Annotated in this window: 10 protein-coding genes; 8 read left to right on the top strand and 2 right to left on the bottom strand. The window is 59.5% G+C overall.

Going from position 1 to position 13,622, the window contains the following annotated elements:
- Positions 1 to 19: 19 nt before the first annotated feature.
- On the top strand, positions 20 to 5,161 hold the full coding sequence (locus JFT58_RS04125) for a dermonecrotic toxin domain-containing protein (protein ID WP_054897480.1): 5,142 nt from the start codon (positions 20 to 22) through the stop codon (positions 5,159 to 5,161).
- A 19-nt stretch (positions 5,162 to 5,180) separates the two neighbouring features.
- On the opposite strand, the gene JFT58_RS04130 is transcribed toward JFT58_RS04125, so the two are convergent.
- Positions 5,181 to 5,450: a PepSY domain-containing protein gene (locus JFT58_RS04130; protein WP_014718736.1), complete on the bottom strand. Its 270-nt coding sequence runs from the start codon at positions 5,448 to 5,450 to the stop codon at positions 5,181 to 5,183.
- A gap of 148 nt (positions 5,451 to 5,598) precedes the next feature.
- On the opposite strand from JFT58_RS04130, the gene JFT58_RS04135 reads away from it, so the two are divergent.
- From JFT58_RS04135 to JFT58_RS04165, 7 genes are all read left to right on the top strand, one after another.
- Positions 5,599 to 6,597 (top strand): FecR family protein, encoded by a 999-nt coding sequence (locus JFT58_RS04135; RefSeq protein WP_054897481.1) that lies wholly within the window; start codon positions 5,599 to 5,601, stop codon positions 6,595 to 6,597.
- Between the two features lie 314 nt (positions 6,598 to 6,911).
- Positions 6,912 to 7,370, top strand: a complete 459-nt coding sequence (locus JFT58_RS04140) for a hypothetical protein (RefSeq protein WP_054897482.1) — start codon at positions 6,912 to 6,914, stop codon at positions 7,368 to 7,370.
- On the top strand, positions 7,370 to 7,921 hold the full coding sequence (locus tag JFT58_RS04145; RefSeq protein ID WP_054897483.1) for a hypothetical protein: 552 nt from the start codon (positions 7,370 to 7,372) through the stop codon (positions 7,919 to 7,921). Before JFT58_RS04140 ends, JFT58_RS04145 begins: the two co-directional genes overlap by 1 nt.
- A 68-nt stretch (positions 7,922 to 7,989) precedes the next feature.
- Complete coding sequence (locus JFT58_RS04150) at positions 7,990 to 8,724, top strand: hypothetical protein (protein WP_003190893.1); 735 nt, start codon at positions 7,990 to 7,992, stop codon at positions 8,722 to 8,724.
- 60 nt (positions 8,725 to 8,784) lie between these two features.
- Positions 8,785 to 9,465, top strand: coding sequence for a C39 family peptidase (locus JFT58_RS04155; RefSeq protein ID WP_019817800.1), 681 nt, complete (start codon positions 8,785 to 8,787; stop codon positions 9,463 to 9,465).
- A gap of 37 nt (positions 9,466 to 9,502) precedes the next feature.
- A complete protein-coding gene (locus JFT58_RS04160; RefSeq protein WP_034127715.1) occupies positions 9,503 to 10,246 on the top strand; it encodes a hypothetical protein in 744 nt (247 codons plus the stop codon).
- Positions 10,247 to 10,295: 49 nt separating this feature from the next.
- Positions 10,296 to 11,603 (top strand): hypothetical protein, encoded by a 1,308-nt coding sequence (locus JFT58_RS04165; RefSeq protein WP_054897484.1) that lies wholly within the window; start codon positions 10,296 to 10,298, stop codon positions 11,601 to 11,603.
- Between the two features lie 496 nt (positions 11,604 to 12,099).
- Here the strand turns inward: JFT58_RS04165 and JFT58_RS04170 are convergent, their stop codons facing one another.
- On the bottom strand, positions 12,100 to 13,422 hold the full coding sequence (locus JFT58_RS04170; RefSeq protein ID WP_034127717.1) for a sigma-54 dependent transcriptional regulator: 1,323 nt from the start codon (positions 13,420 to 13,422) through the stop codon (positions 12,100 to 12,102).
- Positions 13,423 to 13,622: the final 200 nt, after the last annotated feature.

A 13,622-nucleotide genomic window follows, 5' to 3' on the forward strand; every position in this document is an offset into this window, starting at 1 on the left:
GGCACGCCGGAGACAGGCTGTGGTTCGCTTAACCCCCCCGTATTTCTTCCCTGAGTTTCTCAAACCCCAAGGCAAAGCCTCGCCCACCGCTCGTGAACGCACGCTAGGGCTCACCGCCAAAGACCTTGACTGGCTGTACAACCTTTACCTGGCTACCGACGAGTCTCGGCAGGACACAAGCCGGCACGATCACCCCATGCGCGTTGAAAAGGTCCTGATCAACATTTCCGGCAAGCCCCCCATCCCCCTTGCCGGCGCGTTCGCGATCAGCCCGACACCCGACGCCGCCAAGGCGTTGCTCTACACCCCGGATAACGGCATACAGGTCTATGACAGCCACGCCGCCCTGCTGAGCGAGTTGATCGAGCAATTGGAAGACCCACTGCAGAGCGCCCCTTTGCTGAGCTACCTGTCGATGGACCAACGCAATGCGCTGGGCGCTGACACGCCCATGGTGTTGACCACTCAGCTCATCGAGGGTGAAGTCATGCCGGAGCAAGCACGCATGCTCCAGGCCTGCCAGCTGGATAACGTCAAGGCCATGCTCGACCACCTGCAAAAAACCCCGACCTTGCCTGACATGCTCGACACGCTGCTGAGCGTCATGGCCCGCCCCCATTTCAAACACCTGGATCAACGGGACACACGGGTCAATGTCTTCACCCGCGAAGCTGAGCAAGCAACGCCACGTTGGGTCAACTCGCTGACCTTGAGCGAAGCGCTGCTGCAATTTTATGTGCGCCATGGGTGGCCCAAAGGGCAGACACGCGAATACTCGAACCCAAAACATGACACCACTGGCTTCACTGCCTCCGAACGGGAAGAAGATCACCAGCGTTGGGAAGCCTTGATCGAACAAAGCTCCAGTACTTTCTCGAAGCTGTTGGAAAGCCTGCTGCAGACCTACTGGAATGAAGATATCGACAGCGGCACCTCGCGCGTGGATTTTTTTGCCCAGGTCGTGGCGCAGAAGTTTCGCCTCGATGTGTTGCTCAAGCGCCAGGGCGAGATTATTACCGCCGAGGAAAGCCACGCATTTCAGGCCCTGCTCCTCAGCGACCAAAGCGCCCGCAGCGCCCATGCCGAAAACCTCAGCGTGGAAAAGGTGCGCCTTTATGCCCCCCATCAACATTACGTTGAACCGGCGAGCACCTTGATGATCACCGAGCACCACGCGTACCTCTACACCCAATCGCGCGGGTTACAGGTGCTGGAAAACCTCGACGACCTCAAAGACCTGTTATTGAGCATGCTCAAGGCCGAAGGCTACGAGGACGAATGGCTCAACTTCCTCTCATTGGATGAGCGCGACACGCTGCTCGGCCTGGACCCGATCGCCGTCGCGGCAAGGCCGATACCCGGCAATGTGTTCGTGACCTTGGTACAAGACATTGCGCGCAAGCAAACGGAGAACCTTAACCACGCCCTGGAAATCTACCGGCGCAGCGATGGCCAAGTGGACCTCGCAGCCCTGCTCGACAGTGCCCTGGACGTACGTGCCTTGCTGGACAATCAACTGGCCACACTGGAGACCAACGGGCGCTGGACCTTGCATCCGGTCACCCGCGGTAATGGCCGCCCTTCGACCGTCAAGGCCGAGCGCGCCCGGCTGCAGCTTCAGAACCTGCGGGCGATTGAGCGTGCGCTGGCGATGGAGCGCGCGCATCACCCGACCTTACGTAGCATCGTCGCTGACACGCTCAACGCTGAACTGCAACTGCAGCAACAGCCAGTCAAAGCCGAGGAGGTGTATATCAATACCTACGCCACGCGTGCCCAGGAGCGTGAAGAGCGTCCGGCAGTGCAGTCATTGAGCATGCTTGAGCACTTCATTGAACGCCTGGCCCAAGAGGCGCCTGCGGTGCCCTTCTCGTCCAGGACGAAGTTCTATACACGGGGCGAAGGCAATGTCTTCATGCAATTGCCAAGCATGACGCTCAAGACGTTCAACACCGTCATCGAGCGCGTCCTGCTGCTGTTTTCCAAGCACGCCATGCGCCAGCAACCCCATGAGTTTCTCGTCAAGACTCACGCCAAACACGCCCACTCGATGCTGGTAGGGTTACGCAGCGAAGCCGAGCTGAGGTCGCTGGATAAAACCCTGGCGCCCACAAGCCAGGCCATTCTCGACACGCTATTTCAGCCCGACAGTCTGTCGCGCTTGACACGCCATGGCCTTAACGGATTTTTGCCGGATGCCTATGGCTTGACGTTGGACTTGAACGCCGTCGATACGCCACAACCGCTGGCCAATACGTTCGTGATCACTGAGCGCGGCGGTATCGACCCGCAGCGCTCGGGCCAGGCGCTGCTCTGGACCCCGCGCCTGGGCTACGAAGTCTTTGCCTCGATCAACGCCCTGCGCGATGAAATCACCCAGCGCCTGGCGCACCCACTCAACAGCTTGAGCCTGCTGGAGAATCTGCCGTTCTGCTTGCGCGAGCCCCATCAGGCATTTAGCCAGGGCCCGCTGCAACGTATTGATCAGGACCTGTTGAATGACCGAGTAGACAGCTACAACGACGCGGTCATGGAAGGCGTGGATCACCTGCAATCCATGGGCCTGCGCGCCCGTGCCTTGCAGGACCGGTTGGACGCCGTCATCGAACAGCCTCCGCCCACCAACCTTGGCAGGGCAATCACACTGGCCGATGCCATGGTCAACCAGCAGGCACTGCCACTGTGGCTGGGGATGGCGCCGCCCCAGGACCAAATCCACCAGGCCGAGCTTCTGGAGCAATACTGCAACAACGCCGACGATGAACACGACTACCTGCATGACATCCAACCCCTGCGTGCTTATGCCTTCACCACGCTGATGGCGCTGCTTGAGGCGCGCTTTCCCGGCCAGGCGCTCAACCCCGATCACATCCTGATCCCCACCGATGCAGTGCTCGATGTGAATGTCGACAACCTGACCGACTTTGCGTTGCGGCACTGGCCAGATCTGACCGTTCAACACATCCGCCCGCGTTCACGCACGGCAAAGCCATTACCGCAAGCCCTGGACGCAAGTGCCGTGATACAAATGGTGCGCCAGCTGGATCTCAAAAGCGCTTATCAGCAACAGGTGCGAAGCCACCTTGAGGCGCAAACCGATGATGCACGCCAACGCAGGCGTCTGTTTTGCCGTCAGTTGCCGTGGCAAGCGCTGCAACACGCCCACGAGCAAAGGTTGCAGGAGCAGCTTTCCACGCGAGCCTTGAGCCTGGTCCAGCAGATTTTCGATATGCCGGACGCCGTGGCCCGAGCTTCACTCAGCGGGTCCACGGCGACGATTCGACCGCTGGAACTGATCGCCACCGAAGGCGCCAGTACCGCCAAGGTGCTGGGTGTGTACCTGATCGGCCCGCAGTTTCCCGGCGAGGGTCCATGGGTGCTCTACGCGCCGTACAGCGAACAGCATGTGTTCAAGGAATACGCGGATGAAACGGGCTTACTGGATGAGATACAAGGGCCAGGCGCCCTGCAGGACTGGGTGCTTATGCACCTGGAAGATCCGCATCAGGCCACTTACCGCCACTTGCTGAAAAACAACCAGCATAGCCCGCCCGATATCCGCCTGGCCGCTTCGGCAGTGACGGGCAATGTGCTGCATTACCTGTTCAGTGAAAACACATTGATGTTGCTCAAGGTGCTGGGCAGCCAATTCGAAGAAGGCGCCAAGACCCTGTGGGATCACGCAACGCGTCTGTTCGGCAAGGACATCCCGACGGCGGTGCAGTTCATGGCCGGCAAACTCGCCTACCCGCTGGTGGTATGGCGCAGCTACACCTTGTTCAAGCGCTCGGCCGAAGCCTTGCAACTACACCAGTGGAAGGCTGCATTCAAGGATTTCGTCAGGGGCGTGGCGCAAATGGCCGCCCTGCGCAGTGCGCTGGACGGCACCGTCATTGCCCCACCCACTGAAAAGGAGCGCTCGCTGGCCGAGCTGACAGATGAGTCACTGCCCGCAGCCACCACCCTCGCCACCTGGCATATCACCTGCCCTTCGCGCACCCGGCTGCAGCCGTTCGAGGCACAGGATGTGGCGTTGCAAGACCTGAAAAAGAGCACGCTCAGCCAGGTGTATGAAGACCAGGAAAACTCGAAATACTATGTTCCGCTGGCCGGCAAGGTGTATAGCGTCAAGAAAGCCGCACAACACTGGCGCCTCGCCAACGACGAGCAGGTGGGGCCGTACATCGGCCGTAATGCGCAGAGCATATGGGTACTGGAGCTGGGCGGCCAGGAGCCGCGCTTCGGCAGGGCTCAGTCGTACCTCAAGACGTGGCGCAATGAAGTACGGGATATCAACATTGAAGCGGTCGGTATCCGCGATATTGGCGCGTTGACCTATTGGAAAGCCCAAGCCATCACTGAAGCGTTGAACTTTGCGACTTATTACGCGCTGAACTGCCGCCGCAACGTTGCGCAATTTGCTGTACAACGCGACCCTGACAGCCGGGTTGGGCGATTTTTAGGGGAAATGTTTGGTGTCGTCACACTGACCCCGGACCAGGTCTTGAGAGTCACAAAAATAATCGACGAGATTATCGATGAACTCACCGACCCCAGCTTGACCGGTCCGAACTCCATGCGCTTTGTCGCGGGCACCAGCCGACAGGATCCGGCGTCGGATTATGCATTCATGATTCCCGCCGACAGAGAACGCAAGCTGTATCTGCTGAGCCGATTCTTCGACCCCAATCTGGACGTCTACCAGAACCGTCTGCTGGAGAATGTGGCGTTCAACATATCGACGCACGCCAGGGCCAGCACGCTGATTCACGAATTATCGCACTTGAAGCTCGACACCGTGGACATCGCCTACCTGGACAGCATGCGACCCTTCCCAGACTTGATCAATGTCGCAAGGCCCGGCGCCGAAGTGCTTAAAACCACCTTGGAAGATTTGCGCAGCACCGCGTTATCGACGATGACGCCTGCAACGATGTTGTTCAAGACTCAAGACAGCCTCACCGAATTGTGGGAAGACTTTAAGCCTGGTTCTGCAATTGAAAAGAAAATTTTCAAGGCTACTGGCGCCAAGACCCTGCAGGACGCAAGGATCATTTTCATGTCAGTCCCTGATAAGCGTATTGACACCATCCTGGCCAACGCCGACTCGGTGACGTACCTGATCACCCATCTTGGCCGCCAGTTGGAGCCGGCGGCCTGAACGGCCCCCGGCGAGTGCATCAGTCTTTCTGGTCACGCAGCACGTTACCGGAAGCGCCGTCGATGCGCGCCTCATACACGATGCCATCGGACTTGCGACCTTTGACTTCCCAATAGCCATTGTCATCCGCTTCAGCGGCGTAGACCTCAATGTAGCCGGCCTTGGTTTTCGCCACCTCGATGGCTTTCTCAATGGTGATCCAGCCTGCACCCGGCTTGTCGGCCATGGCGGCGCCAGCGCTCAACAGCGCGGAAGTAGCACACAGGGCGATCAAGGTTTTCTTCAACATTTTCGTACTCCATAGTGGACGACAGGTTAATTCCTGATTTTTTAGGCGCACACAAACAAGAATAAGTTCCAATTGATGTGCAATCGCCATGATGCGGTTCTCGCCGTCTACCTTGGGAGGTTAGAATGTGGGAAATCAGGATGAGTTAATGAGCGAAAAGCCCCTTTCAGAAACCGAATATGACGCCATCACCGACGCCGCCGCGCATTGGTGCATGCGCCTGCATGCTGCAGATTGCACGGCGGACGAACGTCAGGCTTTTACCCAGTGGCACGATGGCCATCCGCTGCACGCCTTCGAATATGCAGCCATGCTCGAAATCTGGGACGTGGCCGACCACCTGCCCCGCGACAAGCCTGAGGCGGTGGTGGTCCCAATCAAGAAGCCGGCCCGCCGCTTGCGCACCTACGCGGTGGCCGCAGCGGTGTGCCTGGCGGCATTGCCGCTTGCCGCCTTCACCGGCTGGGAAGCGGGCTGGTTGCCCAGCTCATATGAACGGTTCGAAGCAGCCAATGGCTTGAAAAAAGTCACCCTGGGCGATGGCAGCCAAGTGGAGTTGAACCTGGGTACCGAATTGGTCTACAGCCATTACAAGGACCAGCGCCGTGTCACCCTGAAAAAGGGCGAAGCGTTCTTCAACGTCACGCACGACAGCAACCACCCGTTTATCGTGCGGGCCGGCGAAGGCCAGGTGCGAGTGACCGGCACGCAGTTCAATGTCTGGGAATATGAAGATCAGGTGCGGGTGATGTTACTGGAGGGCTCGGTGCAGATCTCCAGCGACGGCGAGCATGCCAGTGTGCCGCTTAGCCCAGGCATGCAAGCCAGTTTCCGCCAGGGTGACGCCACCCCGCAGGTCGCCGCTATCAATCCCGATGACACCGCGCTGGCATGGCGCCAGGGCAAGCTGGTGCTCGACAACCTGACCCTCACGGACGCCTTGCCCCTGATCAACCGCTACCTGAAAAAGCCGGTGATGCTTGCAGACGCCAGTACCGGTGCGATTCGCGTCGGCGGTATCTATAACATCAACGAGGTCAACAACCTCGTGCCCTCCCTGCCCAAGGTGTTGCCGGTCTACCTGACCCAAAACCAGGACGGCAACCCCGTGCTCAATTCCATTCCGCGTAAAACCCCCAAGGGCTGAGCCCGCTCGCGCCAAGCGGTACGTTTGGGCCGCGGGTGTCCATTTTTGAAACACCTCCCTCACCTGCATCGCCCGCCGTATGCGGATTCATGGTTCTGTCACAGGCAGTGTTACATGGCTGAGACGGCGTGAGGCGAGCACAGGCATATCTCAAGCGCTCAGGACTGTTTCAACGCTGAAACAGAGTTGCCATCACTTTGCCCCGACTTAATCCCAACCCCTTGAATATCAACATCTAATAAAAAGCGGCACGCCTTCTGCTCTTTCCCTGACAACGCTGTTTAGGGTCAGCGTTAAGAATAAGGACTGCCGCCGTGAACACACTCACACACACCTCGTCGATAAACGTACTGCTGATCGGTTGCGTGCTCAGTGCAGGTGTCAGCCTGACGAGCCAGGCGGGTGACGGTGTGATCGTGACCGGGCGTACGGTGCAGGGCCACATGTACGGGCGCACCTCCCTGCCCGACCCCTACCCCAATACCGCCAACGCCAACCCCAGCAAAGAGATCAACAGCGCCCTGACCGGCGAACTCAGTGACAGGGACATCGGCGGCATCAGCAGTGGTTCCAGCCTCGCCCGCTCCCTTCAGCCCAATGGCAGCTTGTCGGGCCTGGGCGCCACCCAAAACAGCATGTCGACACTTGGCGCTGGCGCAGCGGCCGGCCACGGTGCGGGCAGCGGCGGCAGCATGGGCGGGCAGATCAGCGACTCGGTCCAGCGTGGCATGGCGCCGCTCAACAACCTCGGCAGCATGATGGGGGGCAAGTGATGAAGCGCGCCCTGTTGATATTCGCCCTGCTGGGCAGCGCCTCGGCAATGGCCGACAACAGCGCGGTGATCAACCACAGCGGCCAGCAGTACGACGGTGTGCTGTCGATCAACCAGGCCGCCGGCACGGGGCAGCAGATGTCCAACAGCCGCGCCATCGCGCTCGGTGGCCAGGCCACCAACCTCGACATCCAGCGCGTCGACGGCAAGGTCGACCCGTCCCTGAACGCCAAGGCCGCGATCCAGGGCAACTCATTCAGCAGTGGCAACGGTGTGCTGGGCATCAACCAGTCTGCCGGGGCCAATAACCAATCCATCAACGCTGTGCGGATCAGCCTCAACCCTGGCCCGCAGAGCATCGATGACAGCGTCCTGTTGCAACAGAACACGACGACGCTGGCAACCGACTCAGGGCTCACCCCCACCACTGGCAGCCGCCAGGTCGTGACCAGCGACCAGGCCTTCACCGGCAGCCGAGGAGTGACACAGGTGAACCAGAGTGCCGGGGTGGGGAACCGAGTGGCTAACACCCTGGGCATCACTATCAAGTAACCGCTTGGTAGACGTTCGTTAGACCGTACCAACACTTAACCAACTAATTAGAAGCAAGGAGAAACACCATGAAACCTCAAATGGCTCTGAAACCAATGGTTTTCGCTCTCGCCGCACTCATGGCTGCTGCTGCTCAAGCGGGTGGCTGGCATCCAACCCCACAACCCACCGGTACCGTGGCCGCTGTCGTCACCGATGTGCAAAAAAGCGAACACAACAAATTCGATGACACCAACACCGAGAACAATGCATCAGCCGACAACTCGGTAAATAGCAACAGCGGTAATGTCGGGGTCAACGCACAATCAGGTTCCGGAAACCAGGCTGACAACGCCGGCGCCATCTCCAGTGCCAAAGGCGACTTCGCCACCGTGTTTGCCGTGATTGATGTCGACCAAGGCAGCTCGCATAACAACTTCGTCAACAAAGGCACGCAAAACAACGCCTCTCTGGACGGCTCCATCACCGGCAACTCCGGCAACGTGGGTTACAACGGCCAGGCCGGCCAGGGCAACCAGGGTAAAAACAACCTGGCCATCACCACCGCTGACGGCAAGAACATCGCAGCGGCTTCCAACACCGAGCAGAACTCGCTCAACAACAGCTACCTGAACACGGCCGCCAGCAGCCATGGTTATGGCAAGCCTCAGTACGTGTCCAACAACGCAAGCCTCGACAACTCGGTTAACCGCAACTCCGGCAACGTAGGTGTCAACCTGCAATCCGGTGCGGGCAACCAAGGCAGCAACAGCCTGTCGATCGGCCAAGGTTGCAGCGTCTGCGCCAGCGGCGTGCGCTTCTGATCCAACGGGGCCTTGGCGACAAGGCCCTTTTTATTTCAGTGTCCAACAGGTCATTCGATCATGCGTATCGCGACCCTCACCCTCCTGATGTTACTCACCGGCACGACCTGGGCAGGCACCATGGCAATCTCCGCCATGCCCGGCGGTGCGGTGATTTTCAAGAAGGTGGAGAGCATTCGCGAGCGCCGGTTCGCCAACCTGGTGGAACAGAAAACCGATTTCAGCTGCGGTGCCGCGGCACTCGCCACCATCCTGCGCCAGGCCTATTGGCTGGACGTCGACGAAGCACACATCATCAAAGGCATGCTGGTCACCGCCGACCAGGACCTGGTACGAACCCAGGGCTTTTCCATGCTGGATATGAAGCGCTACCTCGAAAGCATCGGCATGCGTGCCCGGGGCTACAAGATCGCGCCCGAGACCCTGCTGACCGTGAAAATCCCCGTGGTGGTGCTGCTGGAAATCCGCGGCTACAAGCACTTCGTGGTGTTGCAACGGGCCGACAAGGACTGGGTGTACATCGGTGACCCCGTATTGGGCCACAAGCGCTATTCCCATGACGATTTCGTCAAAGGCTGGAATGGCATTGTCTTCGCCGTACTGGGCGAGGGTTACGACAAGGCCAACGTCTTGCTCGACCCGCCCCTGCCGCTGACCGCCAAGAGCCAGATGAATGAGTTCCGGCCTGTGGGCGATGCCGAGCTGATGGATTTCGGTTTTATCCAGAGCGACTTCTTCTAGAAGCGCAATAAGGGGCAGGACGCCCCAGGAGCAGCAGATGAACACTTCCCGTTGGCTGACGGTCTTGTGTCTGGCCGCCTCAATGCCTGCTTATGCGTCCTCGGGGTTCAAGCCCATCGAACTCAAGGACGCCGAAATGGCCGAGCTGCGTGGCCGTTACGTGATGCCGGGGCGCATCATCAGCTTTGGCATTGTCATGAGCAGCACCTGGACCAATGCCGTCGGTGACAACATCACCGGCACGGCCAACATGCACATCGACAAGACCACCATTACTCCACAGTTCTACGTGCAAACCACCGGCTCGACCGGTACCGGCACGCGCCCCAACACGGGCACCGGAAATGTGGTCGGTGGTGCCGGCCTCGGCAGCGGCCAGGGCGTGACCCAAAGTGTACGCGCCGCCGGCGATGGCAACGCCGCCTACAACAATGTGGGCATCAACGTCGAAAATGGGGTTAGCCCCGCCAATAACCTGCAGTCCGGCCAGGTGCTGGTGGCAGGCGGCACAGTGACCGGGGACAGCGCCGCGGGCCGTGTCAGCGTATCGGCCAACAGTGGCGGCGTGCAGATGGCCATCCAGGCCAATCACAACCAGGGCAACAGCCTGCAACAGATCGGCGCGGGGAATGTGCTGCAGGGCACGGTATTGACCGGCGATAGCAACCTTGTCAGAAACATCACCCAGATCAATGTCGTGATGAACAATAACGGGCTGAATAACGCCGCGTTGAACTGCAATCTGGATCAACTCAAAGGCCTACGCACGCTCGGTTATTGAACTACGCTGACCCTCGACACTTACGCATTAGAAAAGGACGGCTTATTTCATGCATCGATCGTTATCGCTACGTGCGGTGGTTTGTTTGAGTACGCTCTTGCCCGCATCCGTGCTGTATGCCGCGCCAGACGCTGACATCGAAACCCTGAAGAAGGAACTCCTGGAACTCAAGCAACGCTACGACGTGCAGCAAAAAGCCTTGGCCGTGCTGGAGCAGCGTGTGCGCCAGGTCGAGGACCAACCGGCAACGCCCGCCCCCAGGCGCCTGGCCAAATCACCGGCTGACTTCAAGAACGGCGCTAACACTGTCGCGGCTAGCGGTACGGGCGCAGCCTCGGCATCCGGTGGCGCTGGCGGGGGTGGCAGCTCCTACGGCCAGTCCCTCAAGGACGACTCGGCCCCTGCGCAAAGTGTGAGCAACCTGTACAACGAAGCCAGCGGCTTTTTCGGCAATGGCAAGTTCAGCGTGGAAACCGGCATCACCTATGCCCGTTATGACGCGCGCCAGTTGACGCTCAATGGTTTCCTGGCGCTGGACTCGATTTTCCTCGGCAACATCAACCTGGACCGGATCAAATCCGACAGCTGGACCCTGGACCTTACCGGGCGCTACAACGTCGACAACCGCTGGCAGTTCGACCTGAACGTGCCGGTGGTGTACCGCGAGTCCACCTACCAGTCGGGCGGCGCTGGCAACGACGCCACCGCCACCTCCGAAGGTTCCGTGACTCGTGACCCGACCATCGGCGATGTCAACTTTGGCGTGGCGTACAAGTTCCTCGACGAAACCTCGACCTTGCCGGACGCAGTGGTATCCGTGCGCGTCAAGGCACCGACGGGCAAGGAGCCTTTTGGCATCAAACTGGTCCAGCAACCGAACAACGACAACCTCTACGTGCCTGAAAGCCTGCCTACGGGCAACGGGGTCTGGTCGGTCACACCGGGCATTTCCCTGGTCAAGACCTTCGACCCGGCCGTGCTGTTCGGTTCGTTGTCGTACACCCATAACTTTGAAGACTCGTTCGATGACATCAGCAGTCAAGTCAATCAGAAGGTGGGAGGCAAGGTGCGCCTGGGCGACAGCTTCCAGTTTGGGGTCGGCGTCGCCTTTGCCCTGAACGAGAAGATGAGCATGTCGTTCTCGGTTTCCGACCTGGTGCAGCGCAAGAGCAAGCTCAAGCCGGATGGCGGCGACTGGCAATCGGTGGTGTCCAGCGATGCCAACGCGGGCTACTTCAACGTGGGTATGACGATTGCCGCCTCGGATAACCTGACCATCGTGCCGAACCTGGCGATTGGGATGACCGATGATGCACCGGACTTTACGTTCAGCCTGAAATTCCCGTATTACTTCTGATTGGTTTGCCTGCGGGCGGTGTGTCAGTTGCTGCATCGGTGACTGCACTACCGCCTTCGCAGGCAAGCCAGCTCCCACATTGGCCCTGTATTGCCCACAGAATCAGCGCCTGACACAAATCCCCTGTGGGAGCGGGCTTGCCCGCGATGGCGGTGTGTCCGTCACTGAAGCTTTAACTGAACCACCGCTTTCGCAGGCAAGCCAGCTCCCACATTGGCTTTATATTGCCCACAACATCAACGCCTGGCACAAGTTCCCTGTGGGAGCGGGCTTGCCCGCGATGGCGGTGTGTCCGTCACTGAAGCTTTAACTGAACCACCGCTTTCGCAGGCAAGCCAGCTCTCACATTGGCCATGCATTGCCCACAGAATCAACGCCTGGCACAGATCACCTGTGGGAGCGGGCTTGCCCGCGATGGCGGTGTGTCCGTCACTGAAGCTTTAACTGAACCACCGCCTTCGCAGGCAAGCCAGTTCCCACATTGGGTTTACCCGCCCTAGCGGATCTGGTGTTTGTGCAGCAACCGGTAGAACGTCGGCCGGGAAATCCCCAGCACGCGGGCCGCGACACTGAGGTTGTCGCTGTGCCGGTTGAGCACATCGCACAGCGCCTGACGTTCGGCACGGTGCTTGTAGTCTTCCAATGTCGCCATCGGCGCCGAAATGACTTGCTGGCCTTGCAGCCCCAGGTCAACCGCTTCGATCTGCCGCCCTTCGGCCAGCACCAGGCCGCGCCGCACGCGGTTGGCCAGTTCACGCACATTGCCCGGCCACGGGTGTTGCCCCATCGCCACCAAAGCCTCTTCGCTGAAACTGCGCGGGCGCCGTCCGGTTTCCTGGCTGTAGAAACGTGAAAAGTGGTTGGCCAGCATCGCCACGTCGCCATGGCGTTCGCGCAACGGCGCGGTGACCACTTGCAGCACATTCAGGCGGTAATACAGGTCTTCGCGAAAAGCGCCCTTCTCCACCGCGGCCTCGAGGTTGACGTGGGTGGCAGCCAACACGCGTACATCCACCGGGATCGGCTGGCTGCCGCCAACGCGTTCGATGTGTTTTTCCTGAAGAAAGCGCAACAGGTTGGCTTGCAGCTCCATCGGCAGATCGCCAATTTCATCGAGGAACAGGGTGCCGCCGTTGGCCGCTTCAATACGTCCGATCTTGCGCTGGTGGGCGCCGGTGAACGCGCCTTTTTCGTGGCCGAACAACTCGGACTGGATCAGGTGTTCAGGGATGGCGCCGCAATTGATCGCGACAAACGGCTTGGCGTGCCGCTGGGATTGGCGGTGCAAAGTCTTGGCCACTAACTCTTTGCCCGTACCGCTGTCACCGCGGATCAACACCGGGGACTCAGTAGGCGCCAACTTGGACAACAATTTGCGCAACTCTCGGATGGGACGGCTTTCGCCCAGCAATTCATGGGGCTCATCCACCGGGGCGTAGCCCTTGCCACGCAGGCGCGCCATGCCGAACGCACGGCCCAGGGTCACCTGCACCCGGGATACATCGAAGGGCAAGGTGTGAAAGTCGAAAAACCATTCGCAGACAAAATCGCCGACGTTCTGCAAACGCAGTACATCCTGGCTGAGCACGGCGATCCACTCGGTGCCGCTGCGACCAATCAACTCCTTGACCGCTTCAGGGCGTTCCAAGTGATCGCGTTGCAAACGCAGCAGGCCCACATCGCAGGAGCGCTCACCTACCGCCTCCAAGGCACAGCTGTCCACTTCCCAGCCGGCGGTGCGTAAGCCGGGTAATAACCCGTGGCAATCGTCACAGGGGTCGACCACCAGTAAGCGGCGTTGGGCGGGTGTCGCAACCATGACTGTTCCTTGGCGCCAATATTGTTAAAGTTATTTAGAAACAACAGTTTGTGTCGACTGTTGGTAACCCTAGCAAGATCTTGACGCTTACCTTGTACCCTTTCGCTATAAGCGTGGGCAAAAAGCCATGCCTGTTTCGTAGCGCGCCAGAAGTTGCTCGCCAGTCAAAGGTTTATTGCGCTTTCAAAACTGCCGCTTAC

The sequence above is a fragment of the Pseudomonas sp. MF6767 genome, assembly GCF_016405475.1.
Lineage (GTDB): Bacteria > Pseudomonadota > Gammaproteobacteria > Pseudomonadales > Pseudomonadaceae > Aquipseudomonas > Aquipseudomonas paracarnis.